Source organism: Cohnella rhizoplanae, assembly GCF_948329515.1.
Classification (GTDB): Bacteria; Bacillota; Bacilli; order Paenibacillales; family Paenibacillaceae; genus Cohnella; species Cohnella rhizoplanae.
The window spans coordinates 452,002-471,950 of sequence record NZ_CAOJCN010000001.1 but is presented as its reverse complement, the minus strand read 5'-3'; the positions used below and the strand labels follow the sequence as shown (position 1 = coordinate 471,950).

The 19,949-nt window shown below is 65.3% G+C and carries 16 protein-coding genes; 2 read left to right on the top strand and 14 right to left on the bottom strand.

The window, feature by feature from the left end; all coding sequences use genetic code 11:
* Positions 1-3: 3 nt before the first annotated feature.
* The 12 genes from rlmN to PQG80_RS02025 all read right to left on the bottom strand — a co-directional run bounded on the left by rlmN (position 4) and on the right by PQG80_RS02025 (position 15,994).
* Positions 4-1,089 (bottom strand): dual-specificity RNA methyltransferase RlmN, encoded by a 1,086-nt coding sequence (rlmN, locus tag PQG80_RS02080; protein ID WP_271749464.1) that lies wholly within the window; start codon positions 1,087-1,089, stop codon positions 4-6.
* Positions 1,090-1,239: 150 nt separating this feature from the next.
* Positions 1,240-2,889, bottom strand: coding sequence for a 16S rRNA (cytosine(967)-C(5))-methyltransferase RsmB (gene rsmB / locus PQG80_RS02075; RefSeq protein WP_271749462.1), 1,650 nt, complete (start codon positions 2,887-2,889; stop codon positions 1,240-1,242).
* A 434-nt stretch (positions 2,890-3,323) separates the two neighbouring features.
* Positions 3,324-4,280 (bottom strand): methionyl-tRNA formyltransferase, encoded by a 957-nt coding sequence (gene fmt / locus PQG80_RS02070; RefSeq protein ID WP_271749918.1) that lies wholly within the window; start codon positions 4,278-4,280, stop codon positions 3,324-3,326.
* A 6-nt stretch (positions 4,281-4,286) separates the two neighbouring features.
* Positions 4,287-4,778, bottom strand: a complete 492-nt coding sequence (def, locus tag PQG80_RS02065; RefSeq protein ID WP_271749461.1) for a peptide deformylase — start codon at positions 4,776-4,778, stop codon at positions 4,287-4,289.
* A 56-nt stretch (positions 4,779-4,834) separates the two neighbouring features.
* Complete coding sequence (gene priA, locus PQG80_RS02060) at positions 4,835-7,345, bottom strand: primosomal protein N' (protein WP_271749460.1); 2,511 nt, start codon at positions 7,343-7,345, stop codon at positions 4,835-4,837.
* The gene (coaBC, locus tag PQG80_RS02055; protein ID WP_271749459.1) at positions 7,342-8,610 is read right to left on the bottom strand and encodes a bifunctional phosphopantothenoylcysteine decarboxylase/phosphopantothenate--cysteine ligase CoaBC; all 1,269 of its coding nucleotides are present in this window, start codon (positions 8,608-8,610) and stop codon (positions 7,342-7,344) included. The genes priA and coaBC overlap by 4 nt, the downstream gene beginning before the upstream one ends.
* A 64-nt stretch (positions 8,611-8,674) precedes the next feature.
* Entirely contained in the window at positions 8,675-8,911 is a 237-nt protein-coding gene (gene rpoZ, locus PQG80_RS02050; protein ID WP_271749458.1) for a DNA-directed RNA polymerase subunit omega, read from the bottom strand.
* A gap of 4 nt (positions 8,912-8,915) precedes the next feature.
* Entirely contained in the window at positions 8,916-9,551 is a 636-nt protein-coding gene (gmk, locus tag PQG80_RS02045) for a guanylate kinase (RefSeq protein WP_271749457.1), read from the bottom strand.
* A 13-nt stretch (positions 9,552-9,564) separates the two neighbouring features.
* Positions 9,565-9,825 (bottom strand): extracellular matrix/biofilm regulator RemA, encoded by a 261-nt coding sequence (gene remA, locus PQG80_RS02040; protein WP_027084220.1) that lies wholly within the window; start codon positions 9,823-9,825, stop codon positions 9,565-9,567.
* A gap of 167 nt (positions 9,826-9,992) precedes the next feature.
* Positions 9,993-11,909, bottom strand: coding sequence for a bifunctional homocysteine S-methyltransferase/methylenetetrahydrofolate reductase (locus PQG80_RS02035; RefSeq protein WP_271749456.1), 1,917 nt, complete (start codon positions 11,907-11,909; stop codon positions 9,993-9,995).
* Positions 11,910-12,113: 204 nt separating this feature from the next.
* Positions 12,114-12,944: a diaminopimelate epimerase gene (gene dapF, locus PQG80_RS02030; RefSeq protein ID WP_271749455.1), complete on the bottom strand. Its 831-nt coding sequence runs from the start codon at positions 12,942-12,944 to the stop codon at positions 12,114-12,116.
* 236 nt (positions 12,945-13,180) lie between these two features.
* Positions 13,181-15,994 carry a calcium-translocating P-type ATPase, SERCA-type gene (locus PQG80_RS02025; protein WP_271749454.1) on the bottom strand — a complete coding sequence of 938 codons (2,814 nt, stop codon included), beginning with the start codon at positions 15,992-15,994 and terminating at the stop codon, positions 13,181-13,183.
* Positions 15,995-16,510: 516 nt separating this feature from the next.
* Between PQG80_RS02025 and PQG80_RS02020 the strand changes: the two genes are divergently transcribed.
* Positions 16,511-18,256 (top strand): Rqc2 family fibronectin-binding protein, encoded by a 1,746-nt coding sequence (locus PQG80_RS02020; protein ID WP_271749453.1) that lies wholly within the window; start codon positions 16,511-16,513, stop codon positions 18,254-18,256.
* Here the strand turns inward: PQG80_RS02020 and PQG80_RS02015 are convergent.
* Both PQG80_RS02015 and PQG80_RS02010 read right to left on the bottom strand, forming a co-directional pair.
* The gene (locus tag PQG80_RS02015) at positions 18,253-19,038 is read right to left on the bottom strand and encodes an alpha/beta fold hydrolase (protein ID WP_271749452.1); all 786 of its coding nucleotides are present in this window, start codon (positions 19,036-19,038) and stop codon (positions 18,253-18,255) included. The genes PQG80_RS02020 and PQG80_RS02015 overlap by 4 nt on opposite strands.
* Before the next feature lie 62 nt (positions 19,039-19,100).
* A complete protein-coding gene (locus PQG80_RS02010; protein WP_271749451.1) occupies positions 19,101-19,346 on the bottom strand; it encodes a M23 family metallopeptidase in 246 nt (81 codons plus the stop codon).
* A 32-nt stretch (positions 19,347-19,378) separates the two neighbouring features.
* On the opposite strand from PQG80_RS02010, the gene PQG80_RS02005 reads away from it, so the two are divergent.
* Positions 19,379-19,942: a sensor histidine kinase gene (locus PQG80_RS02005; RefSeq protein WP_271749450.1), complete on the top strand. Its 564-nt coding sequence runs from the start codon at positions 19,379-19,381 to the stop codon at positions 19,940-19,942.
* Positions 19,943-19,949 lie beyond the last annotated feature (7 nt).

Sequence of the window (19,949 nt, the reverse complement as noted above, 5' to 3'; positions counted from 1 at the left end):
CCGTCACCTCGCCTGCTTCTCCATGTGCTTCGCACGCAGCTGGCCGCAAGCCGCCGCAATGTCGTGTCCCTGCTCCCTGCGGATGGTTGCATTGATATTCCTGCGCTCTAGGATGCGGTGAAACTCGAAGATATCGTCCCGCGGCGTGCGGACGTAATCCCGCTCGGGCACATAGTTGACGGGAATCAGGTTCACGTGGCACAGCATGCCCTGCAGCACTTCGGCCAGCTGCTCCGCGTGCTCGGGACGGTCGTTAACGCTGCCGATCAGCGCGTACTCGAACGTGATGCGGCGCCCCGTCTTCTCGATATAGTACTTGCAGGCGTTCATCACTTCTTCGAAAGGATACCGTCTGTTGACCGGCATGAGCTTCGAGCGCAGCTCGTCGTTGGGCGCGTGGATCGAGATCGCCAGGTTGATCTGCGTGTTCTCGTCCGCGAACTTGAGGATGTTCGGCACGATCCCGCTCGTCGACACCGTAATGTGACGCTGCCCGATGTTGAGACCGTTGGGATGGGTCATCGTCCGCAGGAACGTCATCGTCGGCTCGTAATTCTCGAACGGCTCGCCCGAACCCATGATGACGATGCTGGACACCCGCTCGCCCTCGGGATCGAGGAGCTGCTGCGCCTTGACCACCTGCGCGGTGATCTCGCCCGCGGTCAGATTGCGCTTCAGGCCGCCCAGCGTCGAAGCGCAGAACGTGCAGCCGATCCGGCAGCCGACCTGCGTCGTCACGCATACGCTGTTGCCGTAATTGTGCCGCATGATGACCGTCTCGATCGCATGGTTGTCCGCGAGCCCGAACAGGAACTTGACGGTCCCGTCCTTGGACTGAAGCTTCGTAATCTCGGTCAGCGTGACGAAGTTGAAGGCCGCGGAGAGCTTCTCGCGCAGCGCCTTGGGCAGGTTCGACATCTCATCGAACGTGCTCACCCGCTTCACGTACAGCCAGTCGTAAATCTGGCCGGCGCGGAACGCGGGCTCGCCCGCCGACTTCACCCAATCCTGGAGCTGGTCGAGCGTATAGTCATAAATAAAAGGCTTCCCGTCTGCGGGAACGTAGTCTTTATTTTTTAATCCGATCACGGATAGTCACCACCATTCGCTCTATTTTACCATAAACGCCGCAATCGCAGTAGAAGGCCGCGCGGAACCGCGCGCAAGGGCTGCGGCCGCCGAGCCCCGCGGGATCTGCCGCAAGGGCCGGATGCCCGCCGGGCTCTCCGGCGCGGAGGCTCACTCCGCGCGGACGAGCCGCGCGATGAAGAAACCGTCGCTGCCGAAGTGCTGGGGCAGCAGCTGCGCCATGCCGGCGAAGCCGTCGCCGACGACGCCCGCGTCGCGGAGCGGCGCGAGCGTCTCCTCCGGCCAAGCCGGATCGAGCTTGAACGCCGGATGTCCGTCCAGGAACGCGCGGACCGCCTCCTCGTTCTCCTCCGGGGCGATCGTGCACGTGCTGTAGACGAGCCTGCCGCCCGGCTTCACCATGCGGGAAGCCGATTCGAGCAGCCGGCGCTGCAGCGTCGCCAGGCTCGCGATATCGTCCTCCGTCTTGTTCCACTTGATCTCCGGCTTGCGGCGGATCACGCCGAGGCCCGAGCACGGAGCGTCGAGGAGGACGACGTCCATCGAGCCGGGGAGCAGCCGCTCCGGCAGCGAGAGCGCGTCCGACACGGTCGTGACGACGTTCGGCAGGCCGAGCCGCTCCGCCTGCTCCCGGATGAGCGCCTCCTTGTGCGGGTGCACGTCGTTGGCCGTCACCCGGCCCTCGCCCGCCATCCGCTCGGCCATATGGGCCGCCTTGCCGCCGGGCGCGGCGCAGCAGTCCAGCACGTTCATGCCGGGCCTGGGGTCGCAGACGGCGGCCACGAGCATCGAGCTCTCGTCCTGCACCGACAGGCGGCCGGACGCATGCCAAGGCGTGTGCGCGAGGCTGCCCGCGCGCGCCGCCACGATGCCGTCGGGCGACAGCTTCGACGGCTCGGCGTAGACGCCCGCGCTTGCTAGCTCCGCGAGCAGCGCCTCGCGCGTGCCGCGCATCCGGTTCGCGCGCACGGACATATGCGGCGGCTCGTTGCCCGCCGCCATGAGGGCCTCGGCGCCGGCTTCGCCGTAGGCGGCGATCCAGCGCTCGGCCAGCCACGGCGGATAGCTGTGCGCGAGCGACAGCCGCTCGGCCGCGGGCAGGCCGGCCGGCAGGGGCGGCGCCGCGCCCTCGCGCAGCAGGGCGCGCAGCGTGCCGTTGACCAGGCCCGCGATGCCGCCGTGGCCGCGCTTCTTGGCAATGCGCACGGCTTCGTCCGTGACGGCGTGCGCCGGGACGCGATCGAGCCAGCGCAGCTGGTAATAGCTCATGCGCAGCAGGCAGCGCACCCAGGGCTCGATCTTGTTGGGCCAGCCCTTGACGCGCGGCGACAGTACATGGTCGATCGTCAGCCGGCGCTGAATCGTGCCGTAGACAAGCTCGGTCGCGAGCGCCGCGTCGGGCCTGGACAGTCCGGCATCGGTCAGCACGCGGTTTAACTCGAGCCCGCTGAAGGCGCCATGCTCCTCGACGCGCAAGAGCACGCGAAGCGCAACCTCGCGCGCAGTCTGCGGCTTGCGGGCGGAAGGCGCCTTGGGCGGCTTGGCCGCTGCGGCAGGACGATGGCCCGGCCCTGAAACAGGGCGTTGACCGGTTCGTTTGGCTGCGCCTTGTCCCGGACCCCGCGCAGGTCTAGCACCAGGCGCGGCGCTGCGCGGGCGACTGGTGCCTTCACGGCCTTTGGCGTTCGTATTTCCCTGCCGCTGACCCGTTGCCTGCCCGCCCGGAGCCGTCGTTTGGCCGCGTTCACGGCTAGAAGCCTTCTTTTCATGGGGTCGATCCGGATTTATAGGTTGACTCATTTTCGCACCTCTTTGTTCTGTTCCTGCCGAGAGCTCCGGCAAGCCGGCGGACAGGCGCCTTGTCTATTGCTAGCTTGCCCGCTCGGCGCGCTCTCATTTCATGCATTCAAATATAGCACAAACTCCGCAAACCTTCATATGAATAGCCAGATTGTTGCATTCATGCCCGATAACGGAATTTCGCGATATTCAGGCAAATACCCCCGAAGGATCCGCTTGGCTCGTCCGTTTCCATGAAAGACTTCTTCCTACAAGTGGGCAGCCATGATTGGCTTATTCTTTTCCAACCGAGTCCTCTTCGTTCGGATAAGTCCCGTCATCGGCTCATTTGTTTGTTCCCAACCCATACTTGTTCGCTCTGATAGGCTCCGTAGTAGATACGTTTAGTCCCACTTGGGACCTTCCCCGCGCCCAACAAAAAAAACGACGCCCGGTTACCCGAACGTCGTCCCTGTCGCCAGCCTGGCCCCTCTGGCATATTCCGCCGCCGACAGCCGTTTCTTGCCTGCGGGCTGCACCTCCGTCAGCACGACGCTGCCGTCGCCCGACCGCACGCGGATGCCGAGGGCGCCGCAGTCGAGCACCGTGCCCGGCGCCGCCGACTGCCACTCGGCCTTAAGCTTCGCGTCCGCCTCCGCGGGCACGGCCACGCCCCACACCTTGAACACCTCGCCATCCAGCATCGTGAACGCGCCCGCCATCGGGGACAAGCCCCGCACGCGGTCGAACAGCCGGCGCGACGTCTGCGCGAAGTCGAGGCGCTCGTCTTCGCGCGTCAGGTTCGGCGCATAGGTGGCGAGCGCCTCATCCTGCGGCTGCCGCGGCGCGTCGCCCGCGATCAGGCGCGGCAGCCACTCGCCGAGGAGCGCGGCTCCCGCGACGCTCAGCTTGTCGAACATCGTGCCCGACGTATCCGCGTCCGTGATCGGCAGCTCCACGCGCGCGATCATGTCGCCGGTGTCGAGGCCTTCGGCCATGAACATGAGCGTCACGCCGGTCTTCTTTTCCCCGTCGATGACCGAGCGCTGTATCGGCGCCCCGCCGCGGTAGCGCGGCAGGAGCGAGCCGTGCACGTTCACGCAGCCCAGGCGCGGGATGTCCAGCAGCGACTTGGGCAGAATCTGACCGTAAGCCGCCGTCACGATCAAGTCCGGCGCCAGTTCCCGCACGGCCTCTACGGCTTCCGGCGCGCGCATGCGCTCCGGCTGCAGCACCGGAAGGCCGCGCTCCAGCGCGAAGGCCTTGACCGGCGGCGGCGTCAGCTCGCGCTTGCGCCCCTTGGGACGGTCCGGCTGCGAGACGACCGCGACGACCTGCGCATCCTCGCGATCCAGCAGGAGGCGCAGCGACGGCACGGCAAAGTCCGGCGTTCCCATGAATACGATACGGATCATGCCTTACGCCTCGCCCTCTTCTTCGGGCTCCGGCGCGCGCCGCTCGTAGATCGACTCGGCGAGATCGATGAACAGAACGCCGTTCAGATGGTCGATCTCGTGCAGGAACGCCCTCGCGAGCAGCTCGCTGCCTTCGAACTCGACGGGATTGCCGTGGCGGTCCTGCCCCTTCACCTTCACCTTGAGCGGACGCCGCACGTCGCCCTGGAGGCCCGGGATGCTGAGGCAGCCCTCGGGACCGAACTGTTCGCCCTCCGACGAGACGACCTCGGGGTTAATCAGCTCGATCAAGCCATGCTCCTCGTCGGCATCCACCACGATCACGCGCTTGGAAATGCCGACCTGCGGCGCGGCCAGGCCGACGCCGTCGGCGTCGTACATCGTGTCGGCCATGTCGTCGAGCAGCTTGTGCAGATTGGCGTTGAACTTGGTTACTTCCTGCGCTCTCTCGCGCAGCACGTCATCAGGATGCTTTACGATCAATCGAATCGCCATCGCCATCCCCACCTTCCAACGATATCTTATAAAAAAATAGCGGCATGCATGCGCGCTCACAGCATCATCTGCGGATCGACGTCCACGCCAAGCTGCACGCCGTGGCGCTTCGCGCCCTCCTGCAGTTCCTTGAGCACCTCGGCCGTCCAGCCGGGGACATCCGGATTTCCTTGATATTTTATCATACATTGAAAACGGTAGCGATCCTTGAGGCGCGCGAGCGGCGACGGCACCGGCCCCAGCACCTCGACGGCGACGCCGCCCCGGCCGACCCTGCCGTCCGTCGCGATGCCCGCGGCCGCCGCGCGCTCCCTCACCTTGGCGGCGAACGTCTGTCCCATGGACAGCAGCAGCGGCACCTGCTCGTGCGTAAGCGTGAGCGTAAGCAGCCGTCCGTACGGCGGATAGCCGAGCGCGCGGCGGTGCCGGAGCTCCTGGTGCGAGAATCCCCTGAAGTCGTGACGCTCGACGGAGGCGATCGATTCGTGCTCGGGCTCGTACGTCTGGATGATCACCTCTCCGGGGAGCTCGTGCCTTCCGGCCCGCCCCGCCACCTGCGTCAGCAGCTGGAACGTGCGCTCCGCCGCCCGGAAGTCCGGCAGCCGCAGCGCGGCGTCCGCCGCGAGCACGCCGACGAGGGTCACATGGGGAAAATCGAGCCCCTTGGCGACCATCTGCGTGCCGAGCAGCACATCCGCACGCCGTTCTCGGAATTCCGTCAGCCAGCGCTCGTGGGAGCCCTTTTCCGTCGTCGTGTCGACGTCCATCCGAATGACGCGGATGCCTGGAAACGTGGCCGCGAGCGCCTCCTCCACCTTTTGCGTCCCCGTGCCGAAGAAGCGGATGTGCGGGCTGGCGCAAGACGGGCATGCCTCCGGTTCCCGCTCGGAATAACCGCAGTAATGGCAGCGCAGATTGCGGGAGCCGCGATGGTAGGTAAGCGCGATGTCGCAGTGCGGGCACGCAGCCGTATATCCGCACGAACGGCACATGACGAACGTCGCGTAGCCGCGCCGGTTGAGCAGCAGCACCGTCTGCTCGCCACGCTCGAGCCGCAGACGCAGCGCCTCCGCCAGCGAACGGCTGAACATCGCGCGGTTGCCGAGTCTCAGCTCTTCGCGCATGTCCACGATGCTGACGCGCGGCAGCGGCCGGTCGGCCACCCGCTCCGGCAGCGGCACGTACACGGGCGCGATCTCCTCGCCGCGTCCCCCGATGCCGGGCGCGATGTCGAGCGCCGCGCCGTACGTCTCGAGCGACGGCGTCGCCGAACCGAGCACGACCGCGGCGCCGTGAAGCTGCCCGCGCCGGACGGCGACGTCGCGCGCGTGGTACTTCGGACTTTCTTCCTGCTTGTAGGTCGTCTCGTGCTCTTCATCGATAATGATCAGGCCCAGCCGCGTAAAAGGGGCGAACACGGCCGATCGCGCGCCGACCGCCACGGTGGCGCGGCGTTCGCGGATCTTGCGCCATTCATCGTAGCGCTCGCCGCTCGAAAGCCGGCTGTGCAGCACCGCGACCTGCGCGCCGAAGCGGCTCTTGAAACGCTCGACCATCTGTGGCGTGAGCGCGATCTCCGGCACGAGGACGATCGCCTCGCGCCCTTGGCGCAGGGCCTTGTCGATCGCCTGCAGATACAGCTCCGTCTTGCCGCTGCCCGTCACCCCGTGCAGCAGGAACACCCGGTGAGCCTCGCGGTCGACGGCGTCCGCGATCGGCGCGAACGCCTGCTGCTGCGCGGGCGTCAGCGCGAGCGGCTCGGATGGCGCAAAGCGCCGTCCCGCGTAGGGATCGCGCTCCACCGTCACCGGCGCCAGCTCCACGAGTCCCTTGTCCGCGAGGCTGCGGATGACCGCGGTCGTGGTGCCGGCCGCCTCGGCCAGCGCCTGCTGCGCGATCGGCTCGCGGTTCGCCAGCAGGTACGCGAGCACGTCCCGCTGCTTGGCCGCCCGGTTCGGAAGCGCCAGCAGCGCGCTGCGCAGCTCGGCCTCCGAAGGCGGGATCACCGTCAGTACCGTCTTGACCGCCAAGCGGTCCTCGACCTGCTGACGCTCCTCCAGCTTGCCCTCGGCTAGCCAGCGCTTGACCGCGGCGGCCCGCTCGGGGTGCTGCTGCAGCAGCTGGGACAGCTTGAGCGCGCCATGCCGCTCCAGCGCCTCCAGCAGCTCCGGCTGCTCGAAGCGGTCGAGCGGCGACCACTCGGCGTTCGGCGACGCCGATATATACTTCTCCGTCTTGCCCTTGAGCGCGGCCGGCAGCATCGCCTGCAGGGCCACGGTGAGCGGGCAGAGCCAGCGCTCGCTCATCCAGATGCCCAGCTCCACGAGCTCCGGGGACAACGGCGGCACGGCGTCGAGCACGTCCGCGATCGGCTTCAGCCGCCGGCGGTCGACCTCGGAGTCCTCGGGCAGCGACAGCACGATGCCCTGCAGCGTACGGCCGCCGAAGGGCACCGCCACCCGGCTGCCGATTTCGATCCATCCTTCCAAGTGGTCGGGTACCGCATAATCGAACGGCCGGTCGGCATCCCGCGTCGGCACGTCCACGCTGACTCTGGCGACGTTCATGCCCGAGGACCTCCGCCGTCGCCCTCGCCTGCGCGCAGCCCGGGCGCGCGAGAGAGCACGATCCGCCAGAGGCGGCCGGCCGCCTCGCGCTTGGACAGGAGCGGCAGAGATTCGACGAGGCCTTCGGCGCCGAACAGGCTCAGGATGTTCGTATCCGCGCCGAAGCCCGCGCCCGGTTCGGACACGTCGTTCGCCGCGATGAGATCGCAGCGTTTGCGCCGCAGCTTGTCCAGCGCGTAGCCCTCCACGTCGCCGGTCTCGGCGGCGAACCCGACGACGTACGGCTTGCCCGTGCCGGCGCCGCCGCCTTGGTGCTTCCAATCCCCGATCGCCTGCAGGATATCCGGGTTGCGCACGAGCTCCAGCGTCAGCTTATCGGGGCCCTTTTTCATCTTGACCTTCTCGCGCTGCACCGGACGGTAATCCGCGACAGCCGCAGCCTTGATGACGACGTCCATGGCCGGGAGCCGCGCCATGACGGCGTCGTACATCTCCTGCGCGGACTCGACGCGGACGACCTCGGCGACCGGCGGCGGGTCCAGCTCCGTACGAGCCCACACTACCGTCACCTCGGCGCCCAGCGCGCGCGCCTCCTCGGCGAGCGCGAACCCCATCTTGCCGGACGAATCATTGGTGATGTAGCGCACCGGATCGAGCCGCTCCAACGTACCCCCGGCCGTGATGAGCACGCGCTTGCCGGCGAGCGGCTTGGGGCCGGCCAGCAGTTCGACGACGGCCTGCACGATCTCGTCCGGCTCCGCGAGCCTGCCCTTGCCGACGTACCCGCAGGCAAGCTGGCCCGTGCCCGACTCGATGAACCGGACGCCTCGCCTTGCCAGCGTATCCAGGTTGTCCTGTACGGCCGGATGCGCGAGCATGTGGACGTTCATCGCGGGCGCGATCAGCACGGGCGCCGTCGCCGCAAGCAGCGTCGTGCTCAGCATGTCGTCGGCGATCCCGTGCGCCAGCTTCGCAATGCTGTTGGCCGTGGCCGGGGCCACCACGACGAGATCCGCGGCATCTGCCCAATCGATATGCTGCACGACTGCGGCATCTCGTTCGTCGAATACGTCCGTCGCCACCGGATGCCGCGACAGTGTCTGCAACGTCAGCGGCGCGATGAACTTCGTCGCGCCCTCCGTCATAATGACGCGCACGCTCGCGCCCAGGCCGACGAGGCGACTGCACAGCGTAGCCGCCTTGTAAGCCGCGATCCCGCCGGTAATGCCGAGTATGATGGTCTTGCCCGAGAGCGAATGTGTCATGTAGAGCGCCCCTCCCTGATAATTCTGAAAAAAAAACAACCTCGAAGGGTTGTTTGCATCCGGTTTATCCTTGATTTTCGTACTTTTCGTCTGTGCGGTCCTCATCGGTGAGCGCTTCGACCGTAATGTAGTCCTTGAAAATCTCTTCGAGCGCAACGCCTACGACCTTGTGGGACTTGGGCGCGTGCAGCTTGCTCGTCTGGCCTTCGCGCAGCGACCGCGCGCGCTTGGAAGCCGCGACGACCAAAGTGTACTTGCTGTCAACCTTGCGGACGAGCTCGTCAATGGATGGATAAAGCATTTAGTCACCTCTCCGGTATGTTCTGTTTTTCCCGCAAGCCCTCGAGCTCGACGAAAAGATCGTGCAGGAACCGTTCGCGCTTGCAATGCTCGGCGATCATGATGCTCTCGATCCTGCGGCAAGCCGCGTCGATCTCGTCATTGACCACCGCGTAATCATAGTGCTCGAGAAGATTCATCTCTTCGACGGCAACGGACAGGCGATGATCGATGGTAGCCTGCGTCTCCGTGCCGCGACCCGTAAGCCGGTCCTTCAACTGCTGCAACGATGGCGGAAGCAGGAATACGAGGACGCCTTCGGGAAATTTCTCCCGCACCTTGACGGCTCCCTGGACCTCGATCTCGAGAATGATGTCCTTGCCCTCCGATAGCGTCTTCTCCACGAAATCCCGCGGCGTGCCGTAGTAGTTGCCCACGTACTCGGCATGCTCGAGCAGCGCGTCGCGTTCGATCATGTCCTTGAATTGCTCGCGCGACTTGAAGAAATAATTGACGCCGTCGACCTCTCCGGCCCGCGGCGACCGGGTCGTAGCCGACACGGAGTAAGTCAGGTCCGGCAGCTTGCGGCGCAGCGCGGCGCAGACGGTGCCCTTCCCGACGCCCGACGGGCCGGACAATACGATCAACAAACCTCTGTTCATGGACTTCCCCGATTCACTCGTCATGTTCGTCGTCTTTGGTGGACAGGCGATGCGCCACCGTCTCCGGCTGGACCGCGGACAGGATGACATGATCGCTGTCCGTAATGATGACGGCGCGCGTGCGGCGGCCGTAAGTCGCGTCGATCAGCATATGCCGGTCGCGCGCTTCTTGAATGATCCGCTTGATCGGCGCGGACTCGGGACTCACGATGGAGATAATCCGGTTCGCCGATACGATATTGCCGAATCCGATGTTGATCAGCTTGATCGCCATGCCACTATTCCCTCCGGTCCATGTCTTGCTGGCAGCGGCTTCAAGACGCCGGATAGGCACCATTGTTGCCATCCGCGCGTTCCCGCATACCGCAATCGATGGAATTACGCTTGACGCTGGCCGCTCCCGGCTGAAGCTTCGTCCGGTCCTCGGCAGGCCATATTGATTCATTTTACTTGATAATCGGAAGTCGGACAAGAGGCGCAGCCGCAATTATCGGCATGGGCGCCGCTTTTCTCCCTGACGTATCGCGTTAACTCTGCCGTCATTTCATAATTAAGGAACGGCGTCATCAGATAGATGCCGTTGAAATGCTTCATCGCAGTATCGAGCAGCTCCTTGGCGATGGCGATTCCCTCGGCCCATCCCTCCGGCCCCTCAAGACCGCGCATCCGCTCGCGGACGGCGTCGGACAACTGGATGCCGGGTACCTCGTTGTGCATATACTCGGCGTTGCGCCCGTTTTTCAGCGGGAAGATCCCGATGAAGATCGGCACATTCAGATGCTTCGTCGACTCGGCGATCCGCTCGATCAGCTCCGCGTCGTACACCGGCTGGGTCATGATGTAGTCGGCGCCTGCCGCTACCTTCTTTTCCAGCCGCTGCACGGCCTTGTCCAGATGCTTGACGTTCGGGTTGAACGCCGCGCCGATGACGAACTTCGCCTTCTGCTTGAGCGCGCGGCCCGAGAAGGCGACGCCCTCGTTCAACTGCTTGATCATCTTGATGATCTCAAACGAGGTCAGATCGTATACCGAGCTCGAGCCCGGCAGATCGCCGAACTTCGCCGGGTCTCCGGTCACGGCCAGCACGTGGTCGATGCCAAGCGCATCGAAGCCCATCATGTGCGACTGCGTGCCGATCAGGTTCCGGTCGCGGCAGGCGATGTGCACGAGCGGGCGGATGCCGACCCGCTCCTGCACGAGCGCGCCGAGCGCCATGTTGCTCATGCGCGTGACAGCCAGCGAATTGTCCGCCAGCGTCAGCGCGTCCGCGCCCGCGTCGCGGAGGGCCGCGGCGCCGGCCATGAAGCGGCCGATGTCCAGGTCCTTGGGCGGGTCGAGCTCGACGATGACGGTGTGGCGCTTGCGGACGAGCTCGACGATGTTGGCCGGTTCTTGATCGCCGTCCTCCGATGCGGTATCGGTCGCTTGGCGGGCAGGCACCGCCGGCGCCTCCGCGGCCGTCGCGGGCCGCAGCGAGCTGGTCGCGGACGGCACGTAGCCCTGCAGCGCCTCCGCGATCGCGCGGACGTGCTCCGGCGTCGTTCCGCAGCAGCCGCCGATCAGGCGCACGCCGTTGTCCGCGAATGTCCTGGCATTCTCGCCGAAGTAGGCGGGCGTCGCGGAGTACACGACTTTGCCGTCCTCGTAATCCGGCAGACCGGCGTTCGGGAAGGCGCTGAGCGGCAGCCCGAGATCCAGCGGAATATTCTGCACCGCGCGCAGGATGCCGTTGGGACCGCTCCGGCAGTTGAACCCGACGACGTCCGCCCCCTCGTTCTTCAGCCGTCTCAACGCCTCGCCCATGGGCACGCCGTCGCGCGTGAAGGCTGGATCGTCCACGGCGAACTGGCAGAGGACCGGCAGGTCGCCCAGCCTGCGGGCGATCCGCAGCGCCAGCATCAGCTCGTCGAGCTCGAAGAACGTCTCGAGCAGGATGCCGTCCGCGCCGGCGCCGACGAGCGCGCCGATCTGCTCCTCGTAGTCCCGCGTTATCTCGGCCGTGCGCGCGTTCTTGCGCTGTCCGGCCCGGATCGCGCCGACCGCGCCAAGCACGTAGGCAGCCTCGCCGCCAGCTTGCCGCGCCAGCGCGACGCCGGCCGCGTTAATTTCCGCCGTCCGCTTTTCAAGGCCGAACCGCGCCAGGTTACCGTACTGGGCCGCGAACGTGTTGGTCTCGAGGACTTCCGCGCCGGCCTCCGCGTACCGGCGGTGCACCTCGACGATGATCTCGGGCTTGATCAGGTTATATTCTTCGAACGCGACGCCGATCGGGAATCCGAGCTGGTACAGGTACGTACCCATCGCGCCGTCCCCGACGAGCGGCCGCTGGCTGAGCGCTGTGCGCAAATCCGGTTTCAAGAGGCTTCCCATCCTATCTATGGCATGAATGAATGACGTTAAATCGTTCTATCTAATGTAGCATACTTCTCCGCGCGCGAAAATGGCCTTCGCGTTCTAGGCGCATCTGTCGCGGGCCTCCCGTAAAGAAGAAGAACCCGGACGCGTCCGGGTTCTTGCGTTGGAAAAAGCGGATGCCGCGCCATGCGCGATCTGCCGCGATAATCAGACCGTGCCCGTATACACCGCTGCGGCCGGACCGGTCATGTAGACGCGGTTGTTGTCCTCGTTCCACTCGATGAACAGGTCGCCGCCGGCCAGAGAGATCGTCGCCGCGCGGCCGGTCAGCCCGTTCAGCACGGAGGAGACGAGGGTCGCGCAGGCACCGGTGCCGCAGGCGAGCGTCGGTCCCGCGCCGCGTTCCCATACGCGCATGTCGACCTGCTCGGCCGAGTTGACCTTCGCGAACTCGACGTTGATCTTGCGAGGGAACAGCGGGTGCGTCTCGAGCTTCGGCCCCCAGGTCGCCAGGTCGAAGCCGACCGCGTCATCCACGTAGATGACCGCGTGCGGATTGCCCATCGAGACGGCGGTGAATTTAAACTCGCGCCCGTCGACGATGGCCGACTGGCCGATGACGGGGTTGGCGTCGATCGTCGTCGGCACGTCGAGACCGTTCAGGATCGGCTCGCCCATGTCGACGCGCACGCGGTGAACAAGGCCGCCCTCGACCTCGAGCTGTACGGGCTGCACGCCTGCCCCCAGCGTCTCGATCGTGATCTCGGACCGCTCGATCAGACGGTTGTCGTATACGTACTTGGCGACGCAGCGGATCGCGTTGCCGCATTGCTCGGCTTCCGATCCGTCGGAGTTGATGATGCGCATCTTGAAGTCCGCGTTATCGGACGGCAGGATGTACACGAGACCGTCGGCGCCGATGCCGAAGAATCGGTTGCAGAGACGCACCGCGCGCTCCGCCGCGTCCGCGGGTAGCGCCTGCTCGCCGTGCACCACGATGAAGTCGTTGCCGAGGCCGTGCATTTTCGTAAATTGCATAGGATTAGCCCTCCTGTATGAAATTTTCCGGTCAGACCTGTCCTTCCAGTGTCCCTATCATACCGCAACGCGTGCTTCCTGCGCATACAGGAATCGCAATTTTGTTTGTACTTTTACGCAGGCCGCAAGCATGACGTAGAAGTCGCGGAGCGATATGAAAAAGCCTGCTCCTTCACGCCGGATGCGCGATCGGAGCAGGCTTCGAAAAGATATGAAGATGCGACAGATGAAGGCGGTCAGCGGACGACGGTCTTGACCCGGCCGGAGCCCCCGTAGGAGGCGCGTCCGCCCGAGCGGCGGCGCGAGGAGCCCCACACGCTGCCGATCCCCATTGCGAACGTCGGAATGCCGGCAGCTACGAAGACGAGCGCCCAGTCCCGGAGATTGAGCGGCACCGTCTTGAAAATCGGCTGCAGCGGCTCGAAATATAGAACGGCGAGCAGGAGCAGCAGCGAGGACAGCACCGCCAGGACAAGGAACTTGTTCTCGAAAAATCGGCGATGGAAAATGGAGCGGGAGCTCCGGCAGTCGAAAACGTGAATCAGCTGCGCCATGACGAGCGTGGCGAAGGCGACGCTCTGCGCGTGGATGAGCGCGGCGGCGTCCGCGTCCCGTCCGCCGAGCGCGATGACGAACGCGGCCAACGTGCAGGCGCCGATCAGCACGCCGCGGCTGATAATCTTCCATCCTAAGCGCCTCGCGAATATGTTCTCTTTGGCCGAGCGCGGCTTGTGCCGCATCAGGTCGCTCTCGGCCTGGTCGACGCCTAGCGCCATCGCGGGCAGGCCGTCCGTGACCAGATTGACCCATAGGATCTGGATCGGGATCAACGGCAGCGGCAGAGCGGCCATCATCGCGAAAAACATGACGAGTATCTCGCCGACGTTCGACGCCAGCAAATAGCGGATGAACTTGCGGATATTCTCATAGATGCCCCGGCCTTCTTCGACTGCGGCGACGATCGACGAGAAATTGTCGTCGGCGAGAACGAGCGCCGAGGCTTCCTTGGTCACGTCGGTGCCGGTAATGCCCATCGCGATGCCGATGTCCGCCGCCTTGACCGCCGGCGCGTCATTCACGCCGTCGCCGGTCATCGCGACGACATGGCCGCGGCGCTGCAGCGACTGCACGATGCGCAGCTTGTGCTCGGGAGAGACGCGGGCGTAAACGTAGATGTCGTCCGCGATCTTATCGAGCTGATCGTCGGTCATGCCCGCCAGCTCCGCGCCGCTGACCGATTTACCGTCCCTAGGAAGGATGCCCAGCGTGCGCGCGATCGCCTCGGCGGTCATCTGATGGTCGCCGGTGATCATCACCGTCTTGATGCCGGCCGCCTTGCACTTGACGATGGCATCGTGCACCTCGCGACGCGGCGGATCCATCATGCCGCCGAGGCCGACGAAGACGAGACCCTCCTCCGCTTCATCCTCGGAGTCGCAATTTTCGCCGCCCTTGGCGTCGCGGTACGCGAACCCAAGCACGCGCAGCGCCTCGTTTGCCATCGCTTCATTCGCGCGCAGCACCTTCTGCCTGAGCGTCCCCGTGAACGGCACGACCTTCCCGTCCCACAGGACGTACGCGCACCGATCGACGAGCAGATCCGGAGCGCCCTTGCTGCATATGAGGCGGCCGCCCTGATGCGACACGAGCACCGACATGCGTTTGCGGTCGGCGTCGAACGGAAATTCCTTCACGCGCGGGTACAGCGCTTCGAGCGAGGCGCGCGGCAGCCCCGACTTGGCCGCGAGCGCCAGGAGCGCCCCCTCCGTCGGATCGCCCTTTACCTGCCAGTCGGCCGTTTCGGCCGCTTCGTCCTCCTCGCGCTCCGTCTTGCGACCGCGCGCGTCCGCTCCCCGATCGGCTCTTGCCAGCTCGGCGTTGTTGCACAGCGCCGCGACCTGAATCAGTCTGCGCAGCGAGGCGTCTCCCTTGACGTCGACCGCCGTGCCGCGCTCCAGCAGCTGTCCGGCCGGACCGTATCCTTCGCCCGTGACTTCGATCTCCCGGCCGCCGGTCCATACTCTGGTGACGGTCATCTTGTTCTGCGTGAGCGTCCCCGTCTTGTCGGAGCAGATAACGGAGGCGCAGCCCAGCGTCTCGACGGAAGGCAGCTTGCGTACGATCGCCTTGCGGCGGATCATCCGCTGCACGCCGAGGGCCAGCGCGATCGTGACGATCGCGGGCAGCCCTTCGGGAATCGCCGCGACGGCGAGGCTGACGCCCGCCAGGAACATGCCGTACATCGGCTGTCCATGCAGCACGCCCGCGACGACGACGAGCACGGTCAGCGCCAGCGCGACGACGATCAGAATCTTGCCGAGCTGCTCCAGCCGGTGCTGCAGCGGCGTCTCCGCCTCGTCCGTCTGCTGGATGAGGTCGGCAATCTTGCCCATCTCGGTGCCCATGCCCGTGCGCACGACGATGCCTTTTGCGGTTCCGCGCGTTACCATTGTGCCGAGATAGGCGCAGTTTTTGCGGTCGCCGAGCGGCATCTCCGCGGCGTAGATCGGCTGCGCGTGCTTGGCGGCCGGTACGGACTCCCCGGTCAGCGCGGCCTCCTCGATCGTGCACTGGCTGCTCTCCACGAGGCGCAGGTCCGCAGGCACGCGGTCTCCGCTCTCGAGCACGACGAGATCGCCGGGCACCAGCTCGCTCGCGGGCACTACCTCGAGGCTGCCCCCGCGCACGACCTTGGCATGGGGCGCCGACAGCTCCTTCAGCGCGCGCAGCGAGCGCTCCGCCCTGAATTCCTGGTAGAAACCGAGCAAGCCGTTCAATACGATGATCGCGATGATCGTGAGCGCGTCGAGCATCTCGCCGAGCAAGCCGGACACGACCGTCGCCCCCGCCAGCACGAGCACCATAAAGTCTTTGAATTGATTGAGCAGCAGCTTGATCGGAGACTCCCTGCGCTTCTCCGCCAGCTCGTTCTTGCCGTGTCCCGCCAGCCTCTCCTGCGCGGCGCTCGGCGCCAGGCCTTCCTTCGTATTCGTCTGGAGCAATACCGCTAGCTCGTCTTCGCTTAGCTGATGCCAGGCCTTCCCTTCCACGACGGGTTCCTCCTCCCGGATATCGCCCTCCGGACGAAGCCGGACAGCCTACTAGCTTATGTCTATTCGGCCAAGCCCGGAAATATCCCCTTGTCCGCGGCCTCTGGAGACGAACATGATAAGCTGTCCGGTTGGTGGGGCTGTGAAAGAGAGCAAGAATAGGTCCGGATGCGCTTATCTCGAGGCGGAGTCGGCATGAGGCGGCCGTGTTAATGTCCAAATGCACTTATCTCAGGGCGGAATCGGCATGAGGCGGCCGAGTTAATGTCCAAATGCACTTATCTCGGGGCGGAGTCGGCATCAGGCGGCCGAGTTAATGTCCAAATGCACTTATCTCGGGGCAGAATCGGCATGAGGTGACCGAGTTAATGTCCAAATGCACCTATCTCCTCGCGGAATCAGCATGTTGCGGCCTAGTTAATGCTTTGAGGCGGCCGCCTTTCCCTTTGGCACCGGATGTGGCATCATAGAGAAACGGAAATTCATAAATACGCATCGGTCAGGAGTCATGCCTTTATGTCACTCGACGGTATCGTCGCGCGCGCGCTCGTCCACGAGCTGCAGGAGATCGCCGGCGCCCGCATCGCCAAGATTTACCAGCCTACGGAGCATGAGATCGTGCTGCATATCAGGGGCCAGGGCTTCGGCCGCAAGCTGCTGCTGTCCGCGCACCCTTCCATGCCTAGGCTTCATTATACGGAACAGCCCTGGGCCAACCCCCAGGAGCCTCCGATGTTCTGCATGCTGCTGCGCAAACACTGCGAGGGCGGCATCGTCGAGGCCGTGCGCCAGCTCGGCGCCGAGCGCATCGTCGAGATCGACGTGCGCCATCGCGACGAGCTCGGGGATCTGTCGCTGAAGCGGCTCGTCCTCGAGATCATGGGCCGCCACAGCAACCTGGTGCTGCTCGACCCGGCCACCGGCGTCGTGCACGACAGCATCCGGCACGTCACGCCCGCCATCAGCAGCTACCGGGTCGTGCTGCCCGGCGCGCGGTACGTTCCGCCGCCGGCGCAGGATAAGTTGAACCCGCTCGAAGCGTCGGCCCAGGACGCGGCGCACGCGGCGCACGCGGCGGCTTCCGCGGCTGCCGCCGGCACCGCGCTGCCCGGCGCGCTCGTCGAGGCCTTCACGGGCCTGAGCCCGCTGCTGGCCAAAGAGATCGTCTTCCGAGCAGGCGGCAGCGCAGAAGCCGTTCCCGCCGCCTTCGCCGCGCTGATGGCGGACGCCAAAGCGCAACGCTACGCGCCGGCGATCGTCCTGGAGCCGTCGGGACGCACCCAGTTCCACGCGCTGGAGCTGACGCACGTGCCGGGAGAGCGGCGCGCCTATACGTCGATGAACGAATGTCTCGAGGCCTATTACATCGACAAGGCCGAGCGCGATCTCGTCCGTCAGCGCACCGTCGATCTGACCCGGCTCCTGCAGAACGAGACGGCCAAAAACGTCAAAAAGCTGGAGAAGCTGCGCCAGACGCTGGAAGACGCCGAGGGCGCCGACAAGTACCGAAGGCTCGGAGAGCTGCTGACCGCGCATCTGTATGCGATGAGCAAAGGGGATAAGCAGGTCGAGGTCACCGATTATTACGAGGAAGACCAGCCGACGGTCCGCGTGCAGCTGGACCCGCTGCTGACGCCGAACGAGAACGCGCAGCGGTATTTCCGCAAATACACGAAAATGAAAAACAGCCGCGAGGTCGTCACCGAGCAGATCGACGAGACGGAACGCGAGATCGCCTATCTCGATTCGGTGCTCCAGGGGCTGGACACGGCGACGCCCGCGGACATCGAGGAGATCCGCGCCGAGCTGACGGAGCAAGGCTACATTCGCGCGCGCGGCGGCCGCAAAGGCGACCGCGGCAAAAAGAAAAACGACCGGCCCGCCATCCTCTGCTATACGTCCAGCGAGGGCGTGCCGATCTATGTAGGCAAAAACAATACGCAAAACGATTATGTCACCAACCGCCTCGGCCAGCCGAGCGATACTTGGCTCCACACCAAGGACATGCCGGGCTCCCACGTGCTCATCCGCGCAGCCGAATTCGGCGAACAGACGCTGAAGGAAGCCGCCATGCTGGCCGCCTACTACAGCAAAGGCAAGGAATCGAGCCTCGTGCCGGTCGACTATACCAAGATCCGTCTCGTGCGCAAGCCGAACGGCGCGAAACCTGGCTTCGTCATCTACGACGGCCAGAAGACGCTGTTCATCACGCCCGACGAATCTATCGTACGCGCGCTCCCGAGCGTCGTCAAAAAGGCTTAAATCCGTTGCGCCACCTCTCGATTCTGGCGCGACCGCGCCTCCTCCAGGCAGTCTTCAATCGCGGACACGACAAGCGCCGGCTCGGAAAACTGGGGAAAGTGTCCGCTGCCCGCGGCGACGATCTGCCGGCCGCGGGCGCTCAGCCGGGCGAGTTCCGTTTGATTGTCTCGGCGAACGTCATAGACGGCTTCCGGCATCATCGGCGGCCGCTTGCCCCCGCTGACGACGACGAGCGGAACGTCGGGAAAAGCGCCCGCGCGCGCGATTTGCGCCGCGGTCTGCGCCACCTCGTTCGTCTCATGCCATTTGCGGCGCCCAATCAACGCATCCATCAACCGGAGCAGCTTGTTCGCCCCTCTCACCGCCCCGCTCTGCAGCTCGCCGATGGCTAGATCGCCAGGGTGGCTCGCTTCAAGCAGAACCACGCCGACCGTCTCCTCCGGGTGCAGCCTCGCGTACAAATTCGCATATAGTCCCCCCAGCGAATGACCGACGAGTAAGTAGGGGGGCTTCACGCCGACTGCGTTCAATGCGCCGCGCAGCGCCGCCACGATCGTCTCCCCATCCTGCGGGCCCTCCGGCTTCGCGCTTTTCCCGATACCCGCCCTGTTATACGCGAATACCGCCGACTTTTCCGCTAATGCATGATAGACCTTATGCCAGCCTTCGATCGGTCCGCCGCCGCCGTTGATCAGCACGATGGCCGGCGTACCGCGACCGTCGAGCGCATATTCCGTTCTTTTGCCGTCGACCAAGACGGTACGCTTCGCGATCATCTTCATGCCTGCCCCTCCTTTGCGGCGCCGTTCACGACGACGCCCGGTCTTAGATCGAGTCCGCCTGTTCAGTACATCTGTATAGAGCCGGCTGACGCGGGTTCGCCTCCCGCTGCGGTCTGGATATGCATATGCGGCTCCGTCGACTCGCCCGAGTTGCCGCACTGCCCGATCGGTTGGCCCGCCGCTACGCGATCCCCGGCTTTCACCTTCACCGAGCCCCTTTTCAAATGCGCCAGGGTCGTGATCTCGCCGTTCGCATGGCGAATGGCGACCATGTTGCCCGCCGGCTGCTCGGCGTTGACCCTGCCCACCGGCTTATTATCCGCGATACCGTCCGGCCTATATGGATCGCCTGATCGACGACCTGGCGCTGACCTACCGGCTCAGACACGACGCGGGAGCGGCGGCGCTCGAGCCGGCGGACATCGGCGAGCTGCTGGCGCAGAGCGTGCAAAGCGCCGCCGCCCACCCCGGGTACGGCGGCGCTCGCGTGCGGTGCTTGACGCCAGCGCGGCCGATCGTCGCGGGGATCCATGCGCCTTGGTTCAGCCGGGTCGTCGTCAATCTCGTCGCCAACGCGATGATACACAACCCGCCGGAAACGCGGCTGACCGTGGAACTGCGCGAGACGCCGGGCGGCGGCTGGCGGGTCGACTTCCGCGACGACGGAATCGGCATGGATGCGGAGACGGCAAGCCTGCTGTTCGAGCGGTACTATCGCGGCACGGACACCGACCGTGCGCCGGAAGGCAGCGGACTCGGCATGGCGATCGCCAAGACGCTCGTCCAGGCGATGGGCGGGCGGATCGAGGTGCGGTCCGCGCCGGGCAAGGGCACGACGATCAGCCTCGCATGGCCGCCCGATGCGTCTGTGGAGGACGTCATGGAGCGAATAGCGACCGCTTAAGCGTCGC

Excerpts from the sequence above, each read along its gene's own strand:
- rsmB (WP_271749462.1), bottom strand. The coding sequence starts at position 2,889 with ATGAGTCAACCTATAAATCCGGATCGACCCCATGAAAAGAAGGCTTCT.
- def (WP_271749461.1), bottom strand. The coding sequence starts at position 4,778 with ATGGCGATTCGATTGATCGTAAAGCATCCTGATGACGTGCTGCGCGAG.
- priA (WP_271749460.1), bottom strand. The coding sequence starts at position 7,345 with ATGAACGTCGCCAGAGTCAGCGTGGACGTGCCGACGCGGGATGCCGAC.
- coaBC (WP_271749459.1), bottom strand. The coding sequence starts at position 8,610 with ATGACACATTCGCTCTCGGGCAAGACCATCATACTCGGCATTACCGGC.
- rpoZ (WP_271749458.1), bottom strand. The coding sequence starts at position 8,911 with ATGCTTTATCCATCCATTGACGAGCTCGTCCGCAAGGTTGACAGCAAG.
- gmk (WP_271749457.1), bottom strand. The coding sequence starts at position 9,551 with ATGAACAGAGGTTTGTTGATCGTATTGTCCGGCCCGTCGGGCGTCGGG.
- remA (WP_027084220.1), bottom strand. The coding sequence starts at position 9,825 with ATGGCGATCAAGCTGATCAACATCGGATTCGGCAATATCGTATCGGCG.
- dapF (WP_271749455.1), bottom strand. The coding sequence starts at position 12,944 with ATGCAATTTACGAAAATGCACGGCCTCGGCAACGACTTCATCGTGGTG.
- PQG80_RS02020 (WP_271749453.1), top strand. The coding sequence starts at position 16,511 with ATGTCACTCGACGGTATCGTCGCGCGCGCGCTCGTCCACGAGCTGCAG.
- PQG80_RS02015 (WP_271749452.1), bottom strand. The coding sequence starts at position 19,038 with ATGAAGATGATCGCGAAGCGTACCGTCTTGGTCGACGGCAAAAGAACG.
- PQG80_RS02005 (WP_271749450.1), top strand. The coding sequence starts at position 19,379 with ATGGATCGCCTGATCGACGACCTGGCGCTGACCTACCGGCTCAGACAC.